This window comes from Arsenicicoccus sp. oral taxon 190 (assembly GCF_001189535.1).
Lineage (GTDB): Bacteria > Actinomycetota > Actinomycetes > Actinomycetales > Dermatophilaceae > Arsenicicoccus.
The window spans coordinates 2,241,809-2,260,593 of the sequence record NZ_CP012070.1 but is presented as its reverse complement, the minus strand read 5'-3'; the positions used below and the strand labels follow the sequence as shown (position 1 = coordinate 2,260,593).

The following is an 18,785-nucleotide window of genomic DNA, read 5'->3' as shown; positions in this document are numbered from 1 at the left end:
GCGTCGGGCTGCGGTGCACGGAGCGCAGGTCACCGGACCGCGCCGCACCCGGTGATGCGGTAGATGCTCACCGTCCCGTCGCGCCCGATCCGCTCGAGGCCGGCCACGTCCGACAGCTCCCGCAGCCCGGCGAAGGCGGGATAGCGGGGGTCGTTGTCCCAGACCCGGTCGGTGTCCTCGACGACGTAGCCGACGTGCAGCCGCTGCACCGCCGCGCACACGGCGGGGCTCATCTCGCGCAGGTGGCGGCGCAGCAGGTCGCGGTCGCCCGCCCACACCCCGCCGAAGTGGGTGATGACGCCGGGGTGCCCGCCGAGCACCCCGGCCCACTGCCCGCCCCCGAAGGGGTCGCCGATGACCCCCAGGCCGTCCGGGCGGGCACCGAGCACGTCGGCGTAGAGCCGGCCCTCGCGCTGCGAGACGACCGTGCGCCACCACTGCTGGTCGCCGTAGTTGCGTCCGACCAGGCGCCGCGCCGACGCGGTCGCAGAGGGCCAGCCCTGCAGCACCAGCGCCGCGACGAGCACCGCGACCACCCAGCGGCCGGACCTCTTGCCCGGCACCGGGATCCACCGGTCGCCCAGCCGGACCAGGGCAGCCGCCCCCGTCGCCGCGAGCAGCAGGACCGGGATCGCGATGGGGGCGGCGACCCGGTAGGGCTCGCGGTCCCACAGGGCGGTGACGATCGCGAGCCAGCCCCCGGACACCGAGGCCGCGATGACGTAGCAGGCCCCCACGAGCAGGGCGGAGACGACCAGCCAGCCGCGGCCGCGGCGCACCCCGGCCACGGCGCCGCACAGCGCGAGCAGCGCCAGCGCCAGCCACCCCGGGGTGAGGTGGGTGCCGACCGTGAGGATCTCCTGGACCGCCTGCCCCGTGTCGGTGACGGACCGCGTCCGGTTGTGCAGCAGCCCCTGCACCGGCCTGGACCTCGCGAGCAGCACGAGCAGCACGGCGAGCACCGCTGCGGCACCGGCGCCGACGGCGAGCGCGCGTCGCCGCCCCCCGGGGTGACGCCGCAGCAGCTGCGATCCCTCGGACCACCCGGCCGTGACGACCAGCGGCGCGACGACGAGCAGCACGCTGAGCAGCCCGGCGGGGTGCACCAGCCCGAGCCCGAGCGCGGCCGCCCCCGTGGACCAGAGCCAACCGATGCGCGACACGAGGCGGTGCCGCCGGTCCAGCAGCAGCGCCATCAGCGCCAGCAGGCCGGGGGCGAGGGCCACGGCGGCGGCGTTGGACCACAGCACCCCGAAGTGCAGCAGCAGCGTCGGGAAGACCAGCGTCACCGGCACCAGCCCCACCGCGGCGACGGTGGCGACCAGGTCCCCGGTCAGCAGCCGTATGGCGAGCACCATCCCGAGGGGCCAGACCACCGCGGCCAGCACCAGCGTGACCACGTTGAGCACGACGACCGGGTGCGCCCCGGTGAGCTGCGCGACGAGGGCGGCGTGGGCGTGCAGGCCGCTCGGGTAGAACGTGGTGGCCGACGACGGCGAGGAGGTGGCGCCGACGGAGTACCACCCGGCGTCGCCGGTCGCGAGGACCCGGGCGAGCGCGTTGACGTGGAAGCCCGCGTCGTGGGACTGCTGCAGCGCGTCGGGCCGCGGCACCCCCGGCAGCAGCACCCACCAGGACGCGCCGACCGCAGCGACGACCGAGGCGACGGTGAGGACCGACCGGCCCGCCGGACCGAGCCGCGACGCGGCCGGTCCGGGTGGGTCAGCGGCGCGGGGCACCGGTTGCGAGCGGAGCCGCGCCTGCACCACGCGGCGGGTGAGCAGGGCGAGCAGCCCCAGCGGCAGCAGCGTGACGAGCACCGGCAGCGGGCCCCACGCCACGCCGCCGAGGGTGGTCCAGGTGACGGCGGCGCCGAGCACACCCGCGGAGGCGGCGGGCGCGGCCGCCACCGCCGTCCAACGAGGGACGCCGGCGGCGAGGAGCAGCACGAGCCCCGGCACGAGCTGCAGGAGGAGCGACACGAGGATCGCCGGGGTCGCTCCCCACCAGGACGCGAGCGGGTGGAGCAGGGGTCAGTCGACCTTCGTGACCGTGACGGCCGCCTTGTCGGCCGCCCGCTGGGCCTCGCTGCGGTCGTCGTCGTGCGAGCCGCAGCCGCCGCCTCCGCCACAGCCGCCGCACCCACCACCGCTGCCGCAGCTGCTCGGGCGCGCGTGGGCCGCCTCCACGTCCGCGGCCACGTTGGCGGCGTAGTCCTCGGCCAGCCGGTCGGCGGCGGCGCGGGTCTCGGCATACGCCTCGGGGAAGCCGGGCTGCTGCTGCAGGACGGGCAGGAGGAGCTGGTCCTCCTTGGCGAGGTGCGCGCGCAGCAGCACCCGCAGCGCCTGCGCGTCGCCGGCCAGCTGCGCGGCGTCCTGGGCGGCGTTGACGGCGTCGACGAGAGCGGCGACGACCCGGTGGTCGGCGACGAGCGCCTGCACGAGCAGCGACGACTCGGCCACGCCGGCGGCCAGCGGGTAGAGGACCTGCTCCTTGGCGACCGCGCTCGGGATCAGCTCGAACTGGCACCAGGTCGCCAGGTCCGCGTGCGCCTGGCCGAAGGCCTGCGCGTCGGCCTGCCCGATCGCCCCGATCAGGGCACCCACGGTCGACTCGACGGTGGCGAGCAGCGCGTGGTTGTCCTCGCGCAGCCCGGGGGCGGTGGTGGTGTCCTGCTCGGCAACGGTGGTCATGCCCTGCGTTCCTTCCAGTCGTGACGCGGCACCCTCGCGACGGGCGGACGGGTGCGCCTCCCTACACTAGTGGTCGTGTCCATCTCGCCCGCTCCCGACCAGCGCGTGGATGGTGCCCACGCCACGGGGCAGGGCCCGCACCCGGCCCCCGAGAGCACCGAGCCGCAGGTCCTGACGTCCGCGCGCCAGTCGGTGCTGCGCGTCCTGCGCCGCCACGCCGCCCCGATGACCGTCGACGAGACGGCCCGGGAGTGCCGGCTGCACAACAACACCGTGCGCACCCACCTGGACGCCCTGGTCGAGGCCGGCTTCGCCCGGCGGTTCCGGGCACCCATCACCGGCCGGGGGCGGCCGGCCTGGTGCTACGAGGCGACCGTGGCCGGCACCGAGGCCGGGTCGGAGTATGCCGCCCTCGCCGTCGCCCTGGCCGACCAGGTCGGGGAGCTCCCCGAGGCACGCTCCATCGCCCACGCCGCCGGCGTCGCATGGGGGCGCTCGCTGCAGCGGGACAGCCCGGTCCGGCAGGTGGAGCACCAGCAGGGACCGCGGGACCGGCTCCGCGAGGGCCTGGACCAGATGGGTTTCGCCCCCGAGGACGAGACCGACCACGGGGGGCGGCCGAGCGGGGACGCGCTCGTGCTGCGCCAGTGCCCGATGCTCGACGCGGCGCAGCGCGTGCCGCACGTCGTGTGCACCGTGCACCAGGGGCTCGCCGCCGCGCTCGTCGAGTCCGCCGGGGGCGACCCGGGCAGCGTGCAGGTCGAGCCGTTCTCCGTGCCGGGGGGTTGCCGGGTGGTCCTCGCCGCCGACGCGACCGAGCCCGACCCGCGCCGCGACCCGCGCGACTGAGCGCGTCGGCCGCGGGACGCGGTCGGACGGCGGCGGCGTCCCGAGGCTCGGCGGGGTAGTGTTCCGCCCCGTGATGGACGCCTACCGCTCCCCGGCCGGCCGGTCCGCCGTGCAGCGGTGGTGCTCCGCGGCGCTGGACCGCTGGACGGTGCCGCATCGGACGCTGCGCCTGGACGTCCCCCTCGGCGACGGCAGCGTCGCCACCCACGTCACCGTGGTCGGCGAGGGCGCCCCGCGCTACCTCTGGCTCCCCGGCACGGCCTCCAGCGCGACCAGCTCGCTGACCGCCCTGGAGGTGCTGTCCCGCCACGGGACCGTGTGGGCGCTGGACCTGCCCGGGCAGCCCGGGCTGTCCCAGCCGGAGCGGCCCCGGCACGACCTCACGGTGTGGTACTCCACCTGGCTGGAGGCGGTCCTCGACGAGATCGCGACGCTGCCCGGCAGCGGCGACGTGACGCTCGTCGGGTCCTCCCTCGGCGCGGCCGTGGCGCTCAGCGCCGACCGGCCCGCCGTGACCGCGAGGTTCCTGCTCGCCCCCGGCGGCCTGCTGCCGGTCAGCACGTCCCCGAGCCTGGTGCGCGACCACACCCGGTGGTCGCTGCACGCCTCCCCCGCGAGCGCCCGCGCCCTGATGCGGCACCTCGTCGCCCCGGGCGAGCCGGTCTCGGACTGCGCGGTCGAGTGGCTGACCCTCGTGGGGCGGGCCTGCAAGACCATCCGCTCCCCCCGGCCGCTGCCGCAGCACTACCTGGACCGCATCGACGGCGCCCCGCTGCGCGTGGTCGTCGGCGAGGACGACAAGCTGGTGCCGCCGACCCCGCTCACGTCGTCGGTGGCGCGCCGCACCAGCGCCCGGGTGACCGTCCTGGAGGGCTGCGGGCACCTGATCCCCTCCGACCGGTGGGAGCAGGTCTTCCGGGTCCTGCCCGCCTGACCCGGTGCCCCGCGGTAGCGTCGTCGGGCAAGGCCCCAACCCCACCGGGAGCGGCATGACCGACCACCTGTGCGACCACCTGCTCTCCCGCGCTGCCGACCGCCCCGACGCGACGGCCCTGCGCGACCTGGCGACGGAGACCGCGCAGGAGTGGACCTACGCCGACCTCACCGCGCAGGTGGGGCAGGTGTGCCACGCGCTCATCGCCTGCGGGCTGCACCCCGGCGACGCCGTCGCGATCGTCTCCGACAACCGCGCCGAGTGGCTCATCGCCGAGCTGGGCATCCTCGCCGCGTCCGGCGTCGTGGTGCACCTCGGGCCCGCCACCCCGACCGAGGAGCTCGCGATCATCCTGCGGGAGACGGAGGCCCGGGTGGCCTTCGTCTCCGGGGGCGTGCTGGTGGACCAGCTGACCCGGGTGACGGGGCGGCTCCCCTCGCTGCGCGTGGTCATCAGCTTCGACGAGGGGCCCGGGGTCTCGCCGCTGCTGGACGACCAGGCGGTCCTGGCCATGGGCAGCGCGGTCGACGAGCTCGGCGTCGAGGTGGGCACCCACGGCACCTTCTCGTGGCCGCGGCTGCTCGCGGCGCCCTTCGACATCGCGACCGCGGCCGAGGCGCAGCGCCGCCGCGACGCCTGGGGCCCGGACGACATCGCCTTCATCGACTACACCGTGGGTGGCGCCGGGGAGCTGCGCGGCGTCGTGCTCACCCACCGGTCGACGCTGCTGACGGTCCGCGCCATCGCCGAGGCCTTCCGCGTCGAGGACCCGCTCCACGAGGTGGCGACGCTGCCGCTGCACCACGGGCTGCAGCACGGCAGCAGCGTCCTCGCGCTGATGTCCGGGGGGTCGGTGACCCTGGTCCGCGACCTCGAGACCGTGGGCACCGCGCTGCGCCAGGTGCGCCCGACCCTGCTGATGACGACGATGCCGGTGCTGCGCCGGCTGGTGGAGGAGGCGACCCGCCGGGCCGCCGCACACCTGCCCCTCGGGTCCTCGCTCGTCCCGTGGTGCTTGGACGCGGTGCGCCGCGACGGCCTCCGGGGCGCCCAGACCCGGTCGCCGTCCCCCGCCGACCGGGTACGGACCGCGGTGGCGCAGTCCGTGCTGGGCCGTCACGTCGCCGAGCACCTGGGCGGCCCCAAGGACGTCTTCGTCGTCGCGGGGACCGGCGCGCTCCCCGAGCTGCTCCACCTGCTCGAGCTCGCCGGCCTGCCCCCGCACCGCGGCTGGAGCACCCTGGAGAGCGGTGCCCTGGCGACGACCAACGCGCCGGGCGCCATACGGGCGGGGTCGGTGGGGCGCCCCCTCGGGAGCCTGGAGGTGGCCATCGACCCGGACGGGCAGGTGCTGCTGCGCGGGGCGGGGATCATGCGGGGCTACTTCGGGCTGCCCGCCGTGACCCAGCGCGTGCTCGCCGACGGCTGGCTGCACACCGGCCAGATCGGGCGCCTGGACGCCGACGGCTACCTGCACCTGACCAGCCGGCTCGACGACATGATCGTGACGGACTCGCTGCGCTACGTCGCGCCGCAGCTGGTCGAGTCCCGGTTGCGGGGCCTGCCGGTCGTCGCCGACGTGGTCGTCGTCGGCCACGGCCGCCCCTGCCTCGCGGCCATCGTCGAGCCCGACCTGGAGCTGGCCCGCCACATCCGGGTGGTCGGCGGGGACCCCTCGCCCGCGTCGCCCGAGGAGCTCGTCACCGACCCCCTGGTCGTGCGGGCGGTCGGCGACGCCGTGCGGCTCGCCAACTCGACGCTGTCCCAGGAGCAGCGGGTGCGGGCCTTCCGGCTGACCGCGACGCGGCTCGAGGAGCTCGGGTCCGCGGGCGCCTCGTCGTTCGTGCGCCGGCAGCGGCTGGAGCGGGAGTGCTCCGACGTCATCGATGAGCTGTACGCCCAGCTGGCGACCGACGACCCGGACCGTCGTCGGCCCTCGGGCGGTCGGTCCTCCGGCAGCAGGTCCTCGGGCGGTCGCACGTCGAGCGGTCGGTCCTCGGGAGGTCGCACGTCGAGCAGTCGCTCAGCGGGCAGTCGCTGACCCGGGAGTGGCTGACCGGCCGGGGGCGTCGGCCGCCTCTCTGTCGGCTAGCGTGACCGGTGACCACGAGCGGACGGAGAGCCGATGCCCCACCCCACCACGAGCCGCAGGGCCGCGCCCCGCTTCGCCGAGGACCACCTGGCCCGCCTCTACGCCCGGGTGATGGTCGAGCACGCCGACCGGCCCGCGACGCGGGTGCTCGACGACGAGTCGCTGACCTGGACCTACGCGCAGCTGGCGAGCCGCGTGCGCGCGCTCGCCGAGACGCTGGTCCGGCACGGGGTGACCTCCGGCGACCGGGTCGCGATCCTCTCCCCCAACACGCCGCAGTGGAGCGTGGTGGACCTCGCCGCGCTGGCGGTCGGCGCCGTCGTGGTGCCCGTCTACCCCACGTCGACCCCCGAGCAGGCGCGCCACGTGCTCGCCCACAGCGGCGCGGTGGCGGTCTTCGTGGGCGACGAGCCCCTGCTGGAGCTGGTGCGCGGCATCCGGGACGAGCTGCCCGACCTGCGGCTGGTCGGCTGCGTCGCGGACGTGGCGGGCGACGACCTCCTCGGCCGCTGGAGCGACCTGGTCACCCCGGCCGACGACTCGGCATACGGCTCTCCCGGCGACCCGGCGCACGGCGCTGCGGACGATGCGGCCGCCGAGGTCGACCGCCGCACCGCCGCCGGCCGGCCCGACGACCTCGCCACGATCATCTACACCTCCGGGACCACCGGTGTCCCCAAGGGGGTGGCGCTGTCCCACGCCACGCTGCTGCACCAGCTCCACGCGGTGGACGCGTTCTTCGGCTTCGGCCCGCACGACCAGAGCCTGGCCTTCCTGCCGCTGTCGCACGCGCTGGAGCGAGCCTGGACCTTCTTCGTGCTGTCCCACGGCGCCCTCAACACCTACGTGCGCGACCCGCGCACCGTGGCCGACCAGCTGGTGCGGGCGCGGCCAACGGCCCTGGTCGCGGTCCCCAAGCTCTACGAGACCGTCTACGCGGTCGCGCACGCCATGGCCGCGAAGTCGCCGGTGCGGCAGCGGATCTTCGACTGGGCGATCGGCGTCGGCACCGAGGTGGGTCGGCGCCGCCTGGCCGGCGAGGAGCCTTCCCGCTCGCTGCGGCTCCGGCTGCGCCTCGCCGACCGGCTCGTGCTGCACAACATCCGCGACGCCGTCGGCGGCCTCAAGTCGGTCCTGGCCGCCGGGGGCGCGCCGCTGCGCCGGGAGGTCGAGGAGTTCTTCTGGGCCGGCGGGCTGCTCGTCTGCCAGGGCTACGGCATGACCGAGACCGGCCCGCTGATGACCTTCAACTGCCCGGCGGCGGTGCGGTTCGGGACTGTGGGCCGCGTCATCCAGGACGGCGAGCTGCGCGTTGGCGAGAAGGGCGAGCTGCTCTACCGCGGCCCCAACCTGATGTCCGGCTACTGGCGCGACGAGGAGGCCACGGCCCAGGCGCTCGCGGACGGCTGGCTGCGCACCGGCGACGTGGGCGAGGTCGACGAGGACGGGTTCGTGACGGTCACCGACCGGTTGAAGGACCTGATCGTCACGCTGCAGGGCAAGAACATCGCCCCCGCCCCCATCGAGGGACGCATCGCCGAGCACCCGGCCGTCGAGCACGCCGTGGTCATCGGTGACCGGCGCCCCTGCCTCGTGGCCCTCGTGCGGCTCGCCGACGGCGCGGCCGGCGAGCTGGACGACGTGCGCCGCCACGTCGAGGAGATCAACGCGGGTCTGCCCTCTCAGGAACGCATCCGGGCCGTCGAGGCCCTGGACGTGGAGCCCACCATCGAGTCGGGGCTGCTGACCCCGACGCTCAAGGTGCGTCGACGTGCGCTGGAGGAGCGCTGCGCCGACCAGCTGGACCGGCTGTATGCCGAGGTGGCTGCCCGCCGGGCCGACGCGCGCCCGTCGTGACGGTGGCCGACGGGGTGGTCCACGGTGCCCGCCTCGGCCGGACCCCGGCGGCCGCGCGCGCCTGCAGGAGCGGCAGCGAGAGCGCCGCTCCGGTGGGCGCGATGCCGGCGGGCGTCCCGGCGGCGGGTGCCGTGCCGGCGGGCAGGACAGCTGACGGCGGCGTGACGGTGGCACGGACGACCGACCTCCCCTCCAGCCCGAGCGCGACGGCGGCGCCCACGGCCAGCACCGCGGCTCCCGCGGCGACGACCGGCGCCACCCGCGGCGGCGGCTCCACCTCCGCCTCCCGGTAGCGCCAGGTCGCGCGGCCGGGGCCCTCGGACCCGCTGGACCACCACGGCTGGTCGTGGCCGCGCTCCGTGCCCTCTCCCCCGAGGTCCCGCCCGGTCACCGGTGCGCGCCGGGTCAGGCGACGCGACGGCGGGGCCGCAGCACCGCACGCACCGCCGCGCCGACCACGTGGTCGTCGTCGTCGAGGCCGCCCGGCAGGTGGTCGGGCACCACGTCGTCGGCGTCCGCGAGGTAGGCCATGGCCGCGACCAGGACGGCGCGCTCCTCGGCCCCGAAGTGCTGCCACCCGGCCATCAGCGCCATCAGGTCGTTGGCCAGCTCGCCGATCCGCTGGGACACGAGGGGGTGGGTCTGCAGGTGCTGCTCCAGCTGCCGGGACAGGGCGACCACGCCGTCGTCGTCGAGGGCCACGCAGCGGTCCCGCACCGCGCCCCACAGGTCGCCCAGCTCGAGGCGGAAGGTCTCGAGGGCACCACCCGGAGCCTGCGGCAGTCCTGCTCGCGGCTCGCCCCGCTCCAGCAGAGTGGTGGCTGAGGTGCCGTGGGTGCCGTCGGTGGTGCTCACGAGATCGACTCTAGGCCCTGGCACTGGGTGTCCGCTGGAGATCCGCTGCACCGGTCAGCCGCAGTGCAGGTGCTCGGCGACCAGCTGGGCCAGCGCGTCGGCGTTGCCGAAGAGCCGCTCCGACAGCTGGTCGTCGTGATAGCCACGCAGCATCGCCGCCTGCGCGTCGACCAGGCCGGGTGGGAACACCCCGCCCGCCTCGTAGTGGGCGCGGTCAGCCAGCAGCGCCTCGGCGGACCGGGCGCACGAGCTGGGCAGCTGCGGCAGGTGCGGGTCGCGGGAGGCGTCCTGGGCGGCGTAGCCGCGCCGCGCCACCTCCAGCGAGTCCTCGCCCAGCAGGCCGGTCCGGGCGGCGACGGCGAGCCCGGCGAGGAGCAGGTGCACGTGGGCGCTCCCGTCGGGCGAGCGGATCTCGATGGTCTGGCTGTCGGTGGCGTCGATGTCCTGGGGAGCCTCCAGGGGGTTGGCGTCGCGGACCATGCGGTCGCCGATGCCGCGCCAGCCGAGCGGGACGCGGACCAGCACCGACCGGTTGCGGTCGCCCCAGCAGATCGCGGTGGGCGCCTCCTGGTGCGGCACCAGCCGCAGGTAGGACGTGGGCACCGTGTTGCCCCAGGCGGTCAGCGACGCGGCGCGCTGCAGGTAGCCGGCGATGACCCGGTGGGCGTCCTCGGTCAGCCCGTCGGCGTCGGCGAAGACGTAGCGCCCGTCCCGGGACAGGCGGGTGTGGAAGTGCATCCCGGAGCCGGCCTGCCCGACGACGATCTTCGGCGCGAAGCTGACCTGCAGCCCGTGCCGGTAGGCCACCTCCCGCAGCACCCACTTGCCGAGGACCAGCTGGTCGGCCGCGTCCTGGACCGGCACCGGCAGGAACTCGATCTCGTGCTGCACCATCTCCTGACCGTCGGCGACGATGTTGCCGACCTCGGCGTGGCCGTACTTGATCTGGCAGCCCATCCGGGCGAGGTGGGCCATGGTCTCCCGCCGCACGTTCCCCCACTTCGAGTAGGGGTGCGCCTCGTGGTAGCCGCGCTGCTCCACGATCGGGTAGATCGAGTCCACCTCGCTGAAGAGGTAGTACTCCAGCTCGCCGAGGGCCTCGAGCCGGGCGCCGGTGGTCTCCTCGAGGTAGGCCTGCGCGCGCCGCAGCACCTGCTCGGGCGCCGACGCGAGCGGCGCCCCGTCGACGTCGTAGAAGGAGCAGAGCAGGTCCAGCGTGGGCTCGTCGGCGAAGGGGTTGACGAAGGCGGTGCGGTAGCGGGGCACGACATACAGGTCCGACGCGCTGGCGCTCACGAACGGGAACAGGCTCGACCCGTCGACCCGCTCCCCCAGCGTCAGCACCCGGTCGAGGTGCTCCCGGGAGGTGATGACGATGTTGAGCTTCTTGAGCCGCCCGTCCCCCGCGACGTAGCGGAAGTTGAGCATCGTGATGCCGTGGCTCTCCACGAACGCGATGATGTCGGCCTTGGTGAGCTCGGCGGCGGGCTTGCCGGTCGCGCGGACCAGCTCGTGGGCGGTGAGGGCGTCGGCCATGGTGCGCTCCTGGTGAGGGGCCACGTCGTCGTGGCGGTGCAGGGGTCTCCTGTCCCCCTCATCGTGCCCACCCGCCTCTCCCGCTCCTCACCCGGGGTGGCCGTATGCCGGGCGCTGCGCGCCGCCGCCGTCACGCCTCGCGCGGGGATGTCCCGTGCGGGGATGTCCCGTGCGGGGACGCGAGGTCGGCCGCCGTGGTGCCGGCGAGCGCCCGGCGCACCGTCGGGACGGCCGCGACGAGGCGCCGGGTGTAGTCCTCGGCGGGGTGGCGGTAGACCTGCTCGGTGGGTCCGGCCTCGACGACCTGCCCGGCGTGCATCACGACGACGCGGGTGCACACGTGGCGCACGACGGACAGGTCGTGGGAGACGAAGACGAGCGTCAGCGCCAGCTCCTGCACGAGGGACTCGATGACCTCGAGCACCTGGGCGCGCACCGACACGTCGAGCGCGGAGACGGGTTCGTCGGCGAGCAGGATGCCCGGGGAGGGGGCGAGGGCCCGGGCGATCGCGATGCGTTGCCGCTGCCCGCCGGAGAACTGGTGCGGGTAGCGGGACGCCGCCGACGGGTCCAGGCCCACGGAGGTCAGCAGCTCGGCCACCCGTCGGGTGCGGTCGCCGGGGATCCCGAGGGCGTCCAGGGGTTCGGTGACGATGGTGCCGACCCGGTGGCGCGGGTCCAGCGAGCTCATGGGGTCCTGGAAGACGACCTGCAGGCGTCGGCGCAGCCACGCGAGCTGCCGGTCGCCGGCGCGGGTGATGTCCGTCCCGTCGACGCTGACCGAGCCGGAGGTGGCGCGGTCCAGCCCCGCCATGATCCGCAGCAGCGTGGACTTGCCGCAGCCGGACTCCCCGACGATCCCGAGCTTCTCGCCGGGCGCGACGTCGAGGGACACCCCGCGCAGCGCCGGCACGACGGGGGCGGGGCCGAGCAACCGGCGGCGGGGGCGCGGGTAGTCGCGCGTGACGTCGACGACGGAGACGGCGGGCGGGGTCGTCATACGAACATCTCCGTGCGGGCGGGGTGGTGGCAGGCGTATCCGGGCCCGTCGGGCACCCCGGTCCACGGCGGCGGCTGCTCGCAGGTCGCCGTGGCCTTCCAGCAGCGGGTGCGGAAGACGCAGCCGTGCGGGAGCTCCCCCGCGGGCGGGACGGACCCGGCGATGGTGCGCAGCCGGCCGGTCGCGGGCTCCACCGCCAGGTCGGAGGCGGCGAGCAGCCCCTGGGTGTAGCGGTGGCGCGGGTGCCGGAAGACCTGCTGGACGGGCCCGGCCTCGACGATGCGGCCGGCGTACATCACCGCGACGGACTCGCACACGGTCGCGACGACCGCGAGGTCGTGGGTGATGAAGAGCAGCGCGGCGTCGCGCGCCTCGACCCCGGACACGACGAGGTCGAGCACCTGCGCCTGGACCGTGACGTCGAGGGCGGTGGTGGGTTCGTCGCAGATGAGCAGCAGGGGGTCGTTGGCGAGCGCGATCGCGAGCACGACCCGCTGGCGCTGCCCGCCGGAGAGCTGGTGCGGGTAGGCGCGCATCGTGCCGGCCGGGTCCGGCAGCCGCACCGCGGCGAGCAGCTCGACCGCGCGGGCGCACGCCTCGTCCCGGGGCCGGCCGTGCACCGTCATGGCCTCGGCCACCTGGTCCCCGACCCGCATCGTGGGGTTGAGCGCGGTCATCGGCTCCTGGAAGACCATCGCCACGTCCCGGCCGCGCACCGCGGACAGCTCCCGCTCCCCCGCGCCGATGACGTCACCGTCGACCCCGGCGAGCCGGATGGACCCCGTGGCCTGCAGCGAGCGCGGCAGCAGCCCCATCACCGCGAGGCTGGTGATGGACTTGCCGGAGCCGGACTCCCCGATCAGCCCCACCCGCTCGCCGGGGCCGATGGTCAGGGACACCCCGTCGAGCAGCCGGGTGGGCCCGGCGGTGATGGAGAGGTCGCGGACCTGCAGGACGGGCTCGGTCATCCCCGGTCCTCCAGGGTGGGGTCCAGCAGGTCGCGCAGCCCGTCGCCGAGCAGGTTGAAGCCGAGCACCGCCACCGCGATCGCGAGCCCGGGCACCCACGCCAGCCGCGGGGTCTGCCACAGCGTGGCCTGCGAGTCGTAGAGCATCCGGCCCCAGGAGGGCACGTCCGGCGGAGTCCCCACCCCGAGATAGCTCAGCCCCGCCTCGGCGAGGATCGCCATGCCGAACGCCACCGAGGCCTGCACGATGACCAGGTTGGCGACGCCGGGCAGCACGTGGTGCACGGCGATGCCGAGGGAGGAGCGACCGGCGGCACGGGCGGCCAGGATGTACTCCCGGTGCATGATCGACAGCACCCCCGCGCGCGTCACCCGCGCGAAGCTCGGGATCGAGGCGATGCCGATCGCGACCATCGCCACCGTGGTCGAGCCGCCCCGGACGGCGGCCAGCATGATCGCGAGCAGCAGCGCCGGGAAGGCCAGCAGCACGTCGTTGGCCCGCATCAGCAGCCGCCCGAGCAGGCCGCCACGCATCCCCGCGACGATCCCGAGCGGCACCCCGACGAGCGCGGCCACCCCGACCGAGACGATGCCGACGAGCAGCGTGGTGCGCGCCCCCACCATGAGGCGGGACAGCTCGTCCTGCCCGAGCCGGTCGGTGCCGAGCGGGTACCCGGGCATCGGCCCCCGCAGCGCGACGGAGCCGTCGGTCAGGTCCGGCGGGTGCGGGGTCCACACGAAGCTGACCAGCGCCGTGACGACGACGAGGCCGACCAGGGCGGCGCCCACGAGCAGCGACGCGTCGACGCGGCGGGCGCGGCGCGCAGCGCCCGGCATACGGCCGCGGGCAGCAGGAGGGGTGCCGGGCAACGAGACCCGTGGGTCGAGGGTCATCGCGTGCCCGTCCGCAGCCGGGGGTCGAGCACGACGTAGAGCAGGTCGACGAGCAGGTTGACGACGAGCACCGCGACGACCAGGACCATCACGACGTCCTGCACGACGAGCAGGTCGCGGTTGCCGACGCTGTCCAGGAGCAGGGAGCCGAGGCCGGGGACGACGAAGACGCGCTCGACGACGACCGCACCGATGAGGGTCGTGGCGAGCTGCAGCCCGAGCACCGTCATCACCGGGACCGACGCGTTGCGCAGGCCGTGCCGGACCAGCGCGGGGCCCGGACGCAGCCCCTTGGCCCGGGCCGTGCGCAGGTAGTCCTCGTGCAGCACGTCCAGGACGGCCGAGCGCACGTAGCGCGACAGCACCGCCGCCTGGACCAGGCCGAGCGACAGCGCCGGCAGGGTCAGCTGGCGCAGGAACATCACGGGGTCCTCCGCCGGTGGGGTCCACCCGTTGGCCGGGAACCACCCGAGCCGCACCGCGAAGTAGCTGATGAGCAGCACCCCGACGAGGAAGGCCGGCACCGCCACCCCGAGCTGGGAGACCGCGGCGAGCACCACCCCGAGCGGGCGGCGGTGGTGGAGCGCGGCGAGCGTCCCGAGCGGCAGCGCGACGACCACCGCGACCAGCAGCGCCGCCAGCACCAGCAGCAGCGACACCTGCAACCGGTCGGCGACCTGCGGAGCGATCGGCGCGCGGGAGACGTATGACGCCCCGAGGTCGCCGGTGACCAGGCCCCGCAGCCAGTCGAGGTACTGCACCGGCAGGGCCCGGTCCAGCCCGAAGTCGTGCCGCAGCGCGGCGACGGCCTCGTCGGTGGCGCCGGTGCCGAGGGCGACCCGGGCGGGGTCGCCGGGCAGCAGCACCATCAGGCCGAAGACCAGGACGCTGCTCACCAGCAGCGAGGTCACGAAGACCCCGACGCGTCGCAGCAGGCCGAGCAGCATGGGGTCCAGGCTAGGACCGCGAGAGGCGGGCCAGGTCCAGCGTCTCGCCCACCGCGTTGGTCGGCAGGCCCTGGATGCCCTTGTCGGCGACCACGAGGTTGGGCATGAGGAAGAGCACGTCGGAGGCGGAGTCCTCGGCGACGAGCCGGGCCGCCTTCTTCATGTGCTCGACCTGCTCCTGCTCGGTGCCGGCGTCCGCCGCGGCCAGCTCGGCCTGCACGGCCTTGTTGTCGTAGTGCGGGTAGTAGGCGGGGTTGCCGAACATCCGGCCGATGTCGCGCGGCTCGACGTGGGCGACGATGGTCAGGTCGTAGCTGCCGCCCTTGAAGACGTCGGTGAGCCACGTCGGGAAGTCGATCTGGTCGACCTTGACCTTGAGGCCAGCCTGCTCCAGGTCGGACTTGACGACCTGCCCGCAGGTGGTGGCGTAGGGCGCCGACGGCAGCCGCAGCCGGATCTCCTTGCCGGCCGCCCCCGCGTCCTTGAGCGCCTGGGTGGCCTTGGCCCGGTTGAAGGGCAGCAGCCCGGTGAGGTCCTCGTACCACGGGTCGGTGGGCGGGACCATCGTGCCGAGCAGGGTGCCGTGACCGGCCCAGCAGGTCTGCAGCAGCGCCTTGTGGTCGATGGCCTGGCGGATCGCCTGGCGCACCGCCTTGTCCTTGAGCAGCGGCGTGGCGTTGTTCATGGTGAGCATGACCTCGCCGTTGGTCGTGCCCTCGATGACGTGGTACTTCGGGTTGGAGGTGAACTGCTGCAGCGACTCCGGGGACTGAACGGTCCCGATCACGTCGATGGTGCCGGACAGCAGCGCGTTGTTGAGCGCCGCGGGGTCCTTGATGTAGCGCAGCGTCACCTGCCGGAAGAAGGGCTTGGTGCCGTGGTAGGAGTCGTTGCGGCGCAACGTGATCGAGTCGCCGCGCTTCCACTCCCCGAGGGTGTAGGGGCCGGTGCCGACGGGCGTGGTGGCGAGGTCGGCCACCCCGGTGCGGGAGAACATCGCGCCCACCCGCGTGGTCATGGCGTAGAGCCAGGAGTTGCTGGGCCGGGACAGGGTCACCTGCAGCCGGGTCGGCGACAGCGCCGTGGCCTTCGCGACGACGTCCATGGACTTCTTGACCGAGACTGCCCAGTCCTTCGTGACGCGCTCGATGCTGAAAACGGCGTCGTCGGCGGTGAAGGGCGCGCCGTTGCTGAACTTCGCACCCTCGACCAGGTCGAAGGTGTAGGTCTTGCGGTCGGGGCTGACCTGCCACGCGGTGGCCAGGGCGGGCTGGATCTTGCCGGCGTCGTCGACGCGCACCAGGCCCTCGTAGACGTTGCCGAGGAGCGCCTGCGGGATGGCGGCGCCGTCGGCCTTGGTGAAGTCCAGGCTCGTCGGCTCGAGCACCAGCCCGATGGCGGCGGTGTCCTTGCCCTGGCCCTGACCCCCGTCCGATCCGCTCTGGCCGCTGCCGGACCCCTGGGTGCTGGACCCGGCGGAGCATGCGCTCGAGGCGAGCAGGGCGGCGGTCGCGAGGGCGACGGCGGCGCGGCGGATGGCGGTGGGCATGGCTGCTCCCGAGTGTCTTCGTCGGTCGCCCGGTGGCGTCCGTGCCCCGGGTGGGCTCAGTGTGGCACGGCCCCGCCGCTGCACCCGACCGTCCTGGGCGTCCGGCCGGGCCGCGTCGGCGTGGTTTTCCTCACGCGGAGCACCAGCCGGCCGGGGCGTTCAGTCGACGATGCGCAGCCGGATCGTCTCCGGGAGCGCCTCCAGCTCGCGCAGCGCCTGCTCGTTGACCGAGGAGTCCACGTCGGTCACGACGTAGCCGAGGTCGCCCTGGGTGCCGAGCAGCTGGCCGCCGATGTTGACGCCGTGGGAGGCGAGGATCTGGTTGACCTTGGCCAGCACGCCCGGGGTGTTGCGGTGGAAGTGCGTGACCCGGTGGTCGCCGGGGATGTGCTGCAGGGTCAGCTGCGGCAGGTTGACCGACAGCGTCGTGGTGCCGTAGGACACGTAGTCCCGCAGCTTGCCCGCCACGAACCGGCCGATGTCCTCCTGGGCCTCCTCGGTGGACCCGCCGATGTGGGGGGTGAGCACGGTGTTGGGCATGCCCTGCAGCGGCGACTCGAAGGGGTCGCCGGACGTCTTGGGCTCCTGCGGGAAGACGTCCACCGCCGCCCCGGCGATGTGGCCGGACTCGAGGCCGTCACGCAGCGCCTCGTAGTCCACGAGGAAGCCGCGCGACAGGTTGAGGAAGAGCGCCCGCGGCCGCATCCGTTCGAACTGCTCGCGCCCGAAGAAGCCGGCGTTGCCGGGCCGCCCGTCGACGTGCAGGGTCACGGCCTCGGCGATGTCGAGCAGCTCCTCCAGCGACGAGCAGCGGCGGGCGTTGCCGAGCGCGAGGCGGTCCTGGATGTCGTAGAAGTAGACCTCCATCCCGAGCATCTCGGCGACGACGGACAGCTGGGACCCGATGTTGCCGTAGCCCACGATGCCGAGCCGGCGGCCGCGGATCTCGTGCGAGCCCTTGGCGTCCTTGCGCCACACGCCGTCGTGCAGCGCCCGGTCCTTCTCGGTGAGGCGGCGGGCCATCACGATGATCTCGGCGAGCGCCAGCTCGACGACGGACCGGGTGTTGGAGTACGGCGCGTTGAAGGCCGGGACACCGCGCGACGCGGCGGCGCCGAGGGCGATCTGGTTGGTGCCGATGCAGAACGCTCCGACGGCCAGCAGGTCCGGGGCGGCGGCGACCACGCGCTCGGTCAGCTCGGTCTTGGACCGCAGCCCGAGCAGCTGCACCCCCTGCAGGGCGGCGATCAGCTCGTCCTCGTCCAGGGCGCCAGGACGGTGGTCCACCTCGATGCCGGCCTCGGTCAGGACGGTCGTGGCGAGCGGGTGGATGTTCTCCAGCAGCAGGGCCTTCATGGCGCCATGGTGGCAGCGGGTCCGGCCCGGGTGCGGGAGGCGTCCGGCATACGACTGCCGGGTCGGCCGCCGTGTGGCTCAGCCCGGCTCGCCGACCACGACGTCGCGGTGCCAGGAGCAGGTGCGGTAGGCGGTCTCCCAGCCCAGGGAGCGGTACAGCGCGTCGGCGCGGGTCGGCGAGTCGTCGTCCACCTCGAGGCCGACCCGGTTGCGTCCCTGCAGCGCGGCGTCCCCGATCGCGGTGTGCAGCAGCGCCTTGGCGACCCCGCGGCCCCGGGCCCGGCGGTGCACCCCGATGTAGTCGACGTAGCCGCCGAGGAAGCCCTCCCGGTCCGGGGCGAGGACCGTGCCGACGAGCGCGCCGCCGGCGAGCCAGCCGTCGTCCCCGGCGTCGTCGCGCACCTCCGCCAGCCACCAGGAGTCCCACCGGTGCCCCGGGTCCTCCTGCAGCCGCTGCACGAACTCCGGGAAGCTCTCCCGATAGCTGTTGAAGTGGTCCGCGAAGGACTCCTCGAGCATCTCGTGGATCAGCTGGATGTCCTCCGCGACGGGAAGTCCGTTGGTGTGCAACCGGACCCGTCGCACCCGCACCCCCTCGCGCGGCGCCGGGAGCAGGCTCGGGTGGTCGCGTCCGCGGTCCACGGGCCGGCTCATCTGCAGCCACGTGCGCGTATGCCGGAACCCCGCGTCCCGCAGCCAGCCGCCCTGACGGTCGTCGCCGGCATACGACCCGGTGTCGATCTGGGTGCTGCCCAGGCGCCGCAGGTGGGCGATGGCGCGGGCGGCCCGCTCCACCCAGGCGAGCAGGGCCCGGGCGACGGCGTCCTCGGTGCCGGCCCCCGCCTGCGCGTCCAGGTCGGGCTCGACGGTGACGTGGGCGAGCACCCGCCCGGCGGCCCGGTCGTGGGCTGCCGCCCAGCCGCGCACGCAGCCGCCCGGGTCGACCGCGACGGCCTGGCGGCGGGTCCACGAGGCCACCCCGGTGATCTCCAGCAGCACGGTGCGGGTGTCGGGCGTGGCGCCCCCGACGGCCCGGTCGGTGACGGCTGCCCGGAGCCCGGCGAGCCGGTGCACGTCCCGCTCGTCGGGGACCCGGAGCGTCCACCCGGGCGGGAGGCCGGTGAGGGGCAGCGTCGAGGGTCGCAGGGACGGTGGCGTCGTTGCGGGCATGGGCCCATCATCTCAGCCGGCCCGGTCGCGGTCGCTGCGACGCCGGCGTGGGCGCCCACCCCCGGATGGTCCGGGGGCGGGCGCCC

At 74.9% G+C, this 18,785-nt stretch carries 15 protein-coding genes; 4 read left to right on the top strand and 11 right to left on the bottom strand.

What is annotated here, in order from left to right; genetic code table 11:
• Positions 1-29 precede the first annotated feature (29 nt).
• Together ADJ73_RS10495 and ADJ73_RS10490 are read right to left on the bottom strand one after the other, a co-directional pair.
• Positions 30-1,982, bottom strand: coding sequence for a DUF6541 family protein (locus tag ADJ73_RS10495; RefSeq protein WP_050348225.1), 1,953 nt, complete (start codon positions 1,980-1,982; stop codon positions 30-32).
• A 51-nt stretch (positions 1,983-2,033) separates the two neighbouring features.
• Complete coding sequence (locus ADJ73_RS10490) at positions 2,034-2,693, bottom strand: hemerythrin domain-containing protein (protein WP_050348224.1); 660 nt, start codon at positions 2,691-2,693, stop codon at positions 2,034-2,036.
• A gap of 75 nt (positions 2,694-2,768) precedes the next feature.
• Between ADJ73_RS10490 and ADJ73_RS10485 the strand changes: the two genes are divergently transcribed.
• The 4 genes from ADJ73_RS10485 to ADJ73_RS10470 all read left to right on the top strand — a co-directional run bounded on the left by ADJ73_RS10485 (position 2,769) and on the right by ADJ73_RS10470 (position 8,425).
• A complete protein-coding gene (locus tag ADJ73_RS10485; RefSeq protein ID WP_156188205.1) occupies positions 2,769-3,542 on the top strand; it encodes a helix-turn-helix transcriptional regulator in 774 nt (257 codons plus the stop codon).
• Between the two features lie 58 nt (positions 3,543-3,600).
• Positions 3,601-4,476 carry an alpha/beta fold hydrolase gene (locus ADJ73_RS17180; RefSeq protein ID WP_172669717.1) on the top strand — a complete coding sequence of 292 codons (876 nt, stop codon included), beginning with the start codon at positions 3,601-3,603 and terminating at the stop codon, positions 4,474-4,476.
• A 55-nt stretch (positions 4,477-4,531) separates the two neighbouring features.
• Positions 4,532-6,517 carry an AMP-dependent synthetase/ligase gene (locus tag ADJ73_RS10475; protein WP_050348221.1) on the top strand — a complete coding sequence of 662 codons (1,986 nt, stop codon included), beginning with the start codon at positions 4,532-4,534 and terminating at the stop codon, positions 6,515-6,517.
• A gap of 84 nt (positions 6,518-6,601) precedes the next feature.
• A complete protein-coding gene (locus ADJ73_RS10470) occupies positions 6,602-8,425 on the top strand; it encodes an AMP-dependent synthetase/ligase (protein ID WP_050348220.1) in 1,824 nt (607 codons plus the stop codon).
• 405 nt (positions 8,426-8,830) lie between these two features.
• Here ADJ73_RS10470 and ADJ73_RS10460 read toward each other — a convergent pair whose 3' ends face one another.
• The 9 genes from ADJ73_RS10460 to ADJ73_RS10420 form a co-directional block, all read right to left on the bottom strand.
• Positions 8,831-9,280 carry a hypothetical protein gene (locus ADJ73_RS10460; protein WP_050348218.1) on the bottom strand — a complete coding sequence of 150 codons (450 nt, stop codon included), beginning with the start codon at positions 9,278-9,280 and terminating at the stop codon, positions 8,831-8,833.
• Positions 9,281-9,334: 54 nt separating this feature from the next.
• Positions 9,335-10,816 (bottom strand): glutamine synthetase family protein, encoded by a 1,482-nt coding sequence (locus ADJ73_RS10455; RefSeq protein WP_050348217.1) that lies wholly within the window; start codon positions 10,814-10,816, stop codon positions 9,335-9,337.
• Between the two features lie 130 nt (positions 10,817-10,946).
• A complete protein-coding gene (locus ADJ73_RS17845) occupies positions 10,947-11,816 on the bottom strand; it encodes an ABC transporter ATP-binding protein (RefSeq protein WP_050348216.1) in 870 nt (289 codons plus the stop codon).
• Positions 11,813-12,784 (bottom strand): ABC transporter ATP-binding protein, encoded by a 972-nt coding sequence (locus ADJ73_RS17840; protein WP_050348215.1) that lies wholly within the window; start codon positions 12,782-12,784, stop codon positions 11,813-11,815. The genes ADJ73_RS17845 and ADJ73_RS17840 overlap by 4 nt, the downstream gene beginning before the upstream one ends.
• Positions 12,781-13,677, bottom strand: coding sequence for an ABC transporter permease (locus tag ADJ73_RS10440; RefSeq protein ID WP_082176916.1), 897 nt, complete (start codon positions 13,675-13,677; stop codon positions 12,781-12,783). The genes ADJ73_RS17840 and ADJ73_RS10440 overlap by 4 nt, the downstream gene beginning before the upstream one ends.
• On the bottom strand, positions 13,674-14,624 hold the full coding sequence (locus ADJ73_RS10435) for an ABC transporter permease (protein WP_050348213.1): 951 nt from the start codon (positions 14,622-14,624) through the stop codon (positions 13,674-13,676). Before ADJ73_RS10435 ends, ADJ73_RS10440 begins: the two co-directional genes overlap by 4 nt.
• Before the next feature lie 10 nt (positions 14,625-14,634).
• Positions 14,635-16,173, bottom strand: a complete 1,539-nt coding sequence (locus ADJ73_RS10430; RefSeq protein ID WP_050348212.1) for an ABC transporter substrate-binding protein — start codon at positions 16,171-16,173, stop codon at positions 14,635-14,637.
• 159 nt (positions 16,174-16,332) lie between these two features.
• A complete protein-coding gene (gene serA / locus ADJ73_RS10425) occupies positions 16,333-17,529 on the bottom strand; it encodes a phosphoglycerate dehydrogenase (protein WP_050348211.1) in 1,197 nt (398 codons plus the stop codon).
• 78 nt (positions 17,530-17,607) lie between these two features.
• Complete coding sequence (locus ADJ73_RS10420) at positions 17,608-18,699, bottom strand: GNAT family N-acetyltransferase (RefSeq protein ID WP_050348210.1); 1,092 nt, start codon at positions 18,697-18,699, stop codon at positions 17,608-17,610.
• Between the last annotated feature and the right edge of the window lie 86 nt (positions 18,700-18,785).

Coding starts and splice junctions, on each gene's coding strand:
- ADJ73_RS10430 (WP_050348212.1), bottom strand. CDS start 16,173: ATGCCCACCGCCATCCGCCGCGCCGCCGTCGCCCTCGCGACCGCCGCC.
- ADJ73_RS10420 (WP_050348210.1), bottom strand. CDS start 18,699: ATGCCCGCAACGACGCCACCGTCCCTGCGACCCTCGACGCTGCCCCTC.
- ADJ73_RS17840 (WP_050348215.1), bottom strand. CDS start 12,784: ATGACCGAGCCCGTCCTGCAGGTCCGCGACCTCTCCATCACCGCCGGG.
- ADJ73_RS10475 (WP_050348221.1), top strand. CDS start 4,532: ATGACCGACCACCTGTGCGACCACCTGCTCTCCCGCGCTGCCGACCGC.
- ADJ73_RS17845 (WP_050348216.1), bottom strand. CDS start 11,816: ATGACGACCCCGCCCGCCGTCTCCGTCGTCGACGTCACGCGCGACTAC.
- ADJ73_RS10440 (WP_082176916.1), bottom strand. CDS start 13,677: ATGACCCTCGACCCACGGGTCTCGTTGCCCGGCACCCCTCCTGCTGCC.
- ADJ73_RS10455 (WP_050348217.1), bottom strand. CDS start 10,816: ATGGCCGACGCCCTCACCGCCCACGAGCTGGTCCGCGCGACCGGCAAG.
- serA (WP_050348211.1), bottom strand. CDS start 17,529: ATGAAGGCCCTGCTGCTGGAGAACATCCACCCGCTCGCCACGACCGTC.
- ADJ73_RS10470 (WP_050348220.1), top strand. CDS start 6,602: ATGCCCCACCCCACCACGAGCCGCAGGGCCGCGCCCCGCTTCGCCGAG.
- ADJ73_RS10435 (WP_050348213.1), bottom strand. CDS start 14,624: ATGCTGCTCGGCCTGCTGCGACGCGTCGGGGTCTTCGTGACCTCGCTG.
- ADJ73_RS10490 (WP_050348224.1), bottom strand. CDS start 2,693: ATGACCACCGTTGCCGAGCAGGACACCACCACCGCCCCCGGGCTGCGC.